The sequence below is a fragment of the Bradyrhizobium sp. genome (assembly GCF_016462955.1).
Classification (GTDB): domain Bacteria; phylum Pseudomonadota; class Alphaproteobacteria; order Rhizobiales; family Xanthobacteraceae; genus Bradyrhizobium.
Genome location: NZ_JAEMSD010000041.1, coordinates 18,554 through 20,566, shown reverse-complemented (window position 1 = coordinate 20,566; position 2,013 = coordinate 18,554). Strand labels below are relative to the sequence as shown.

At 64.7% G+C, this 2,013-nt stretch carries 3 protein-coding genes; 2 read left to right on the top strand and 1 reads right to left on the bottom strand.

Features of this window, described 5'->3' with window-relative positions; all coding sequences use genetic code 11:
* The coding region (locus JHD07_RS07190) for a response regulator transcription factor (RefSeq protein ID WP_291620464.1) at window positions 1–445 on the top strand (445 nt) is incomplete at its 5' end.
* A gap of 68 nt (window positions 446–513) precedes the next feature.
* On the opposite strand, the gene JHD07_RS07185 is transcribed toward JHD07_RS07190, so the two are convergent.
* A complete protein-coding gene (locus tag JHD07_RS07185) occupies window positions 514–1,098 on the bottom strand; it encodes a TetR family transcriptional regulator (RefSeq protein WP_291620462.1) in 585 nt (194 codons plus the stop codon).
* Between the two features lie 539 nt (window positions 1,099–1,637).
* On the opposite strand from JHD07_RS07185, the gene JHD07_RS07180 reads away from it, so the two are divergent.
* Window positions 1,638–2,013: lyase family protein (locus tag JHD07_RS07180; protein WP_291620460.1), on the top strand; the 376-nt coding region annotated here is incomplete at its 3' end.

Here is a 2,013-nt window from a genome sequence, read left to right as displayed (position 1 = left end):
GCTGGAGGCGATCCGCAACATCCGCGCCCGCAGCCCGCGGGCGCGCATTCTCGTCTTCACCATGCACAACGAGGCCGTGCTGGTGAAGGCGGCCTTCGGCGCGGGTGCGAGCGGCTTCGTCACCAAGAGCAGCGAACCGTCCGCCGTCGTGAACGCCATCCGCAGCGTCGCCCGCGGCGAGCGCGCCATGAGCGACGACATCGCGCATATTCTGGCGGAGGACAGCCTGTCGGCGGGTTCAGTGCTCGATCAACTGGGCGAGCGCGAGATCGAGATCCTGCGCCAGTTCGCCGGCGGCGCCACCACGGAAGAGATCGCGGCGCATCTCAATCTCAGCGTCAAGACGGTGCAGAACTATCACTACTTGATCAAGTCGAAGACCGGCGCCCGCACGGATGCGCAGCTGGTGCGGCTCGCCGCTACTTGTGGGCTGACGAGAATTTAACGGAGTCATCGGGCGTTGGTGTCTGAGTAATGGCCGGGACAAGCCCGGCCATGACGGGGAAACGTGGCTTAAGCCTTCAACCCGCGCAGCAGCAGCGCCAGCGTCGCATCGACGCGCGCGGAGAGATCGGCGTCCTTCCACTCGTCGGCATGGGCGGGATGATGAAAGCGGACGGTCGCATCGAAGATCGCGCGCGCGGTCGCCTTCACGTCGCCAACGGCGAATTCGCCCTGCTTGACGCCGTCGGTCAGGATCGCCGCGATCTGGTCGATCATGGTGTCCTTGTGACACTTGACGGCAGCACAGGCCTCCCGCGCGAGGGTCAGATAAGTGTCGAACATCTCGGGGTCGTCGAGCACGCGCGAACGCTTGGCGGCAAACAGCGTCCGCAGCCAGCGGTCGAGCCGCACGGGCGCCGGACCCTGCTCCTCCGCGATCGCACGGAGCGGCGCGTCGATCCGATCGAGCCAGCGCTTGGCAACGGCCTCGCGCAGCGAGGCCTTGCTCGGGAAATGGCGATAGACGCTGCCGTGACTCACATCGAGCGCGCGGGCAACGTCGACCACGGTGGCCTTGGCAAGTCCGTAACGCCTGAGCACGTCCTCGGTGACTTCGAGGATCCGCTCCGGCGTCAACACAACGGCTTCATTCATGCCAGCACCATATTCCCGTTCAGGGCTCAGTTTCCCGGCAGTAGGGCCACTTCCGAAGCGCCCTTGCCGGTCGTTCGGAAGCCTATGCCTTAATGCGGCAGTTTTGCAGCCTGCGCCGCGATCCGGCGCGCCACCAGCAAATTGAGCCATTGCCCAATCACGCCGGTGAGATTGATGATTTCGGTGGTCATTGTCCTAAGTCTCCATTCGTCCGCGGTCCCCGTTCTTCAACTCGCCTTCCGATCCGAGCTTGTCGGATGTCGGGCTCCCCGGGGCTTGTCGCGGGACGCCCAATCGGAACGTCCGTGGACGGATATACACGTCTCGCTGACAGATTTCAATATCTGTCAGTCAATGATCCGTGATTGACAGCTCCTTTTTGTAGGCTGGCCGGCCCCCTGCCGCCCGGTCGGTGGACAGCCGGGCGCCTCCCGGCCCCAGATCGTTTGTTTCACCCTGCCCGCTCTGTTACATCACGGCGTAAAAAGCATTCTGGCCGGCGCCCCCTTGCGCCCGCCCACCTTCCTGGAGCCGCCCCAATGATCCCCCGCTATACCCGTCCCGAAATGGCCTCGATCTGGGAACCGCAGACCCGGTTCAAGATCTGGTTCGAGATCGAGGCGCATGCGGCGGACGCCCTGGCCGAACTCGGGACCATCCCCAAGGAGGCCGCCAAAACGGTCTGGGCCAAGGCCAAGAACGCCACCTTCGACGTCGCCCGCATCGACGAGATCGAGCGCGAAACCAAGCACGACGTCATCGCCTTCCTCACCCATCTCGCCGAGATCGTCGGCCCCGAGGCGCGCTTCGTGCACCAGGGCATGACCTCCTCCGACGTGCTCGATACCTGCCTCAACGTCCAGCTCACCCGCGCTGCCGACCTCCTGCTCGCCGACCTCGACAAGGTGCTGGCCG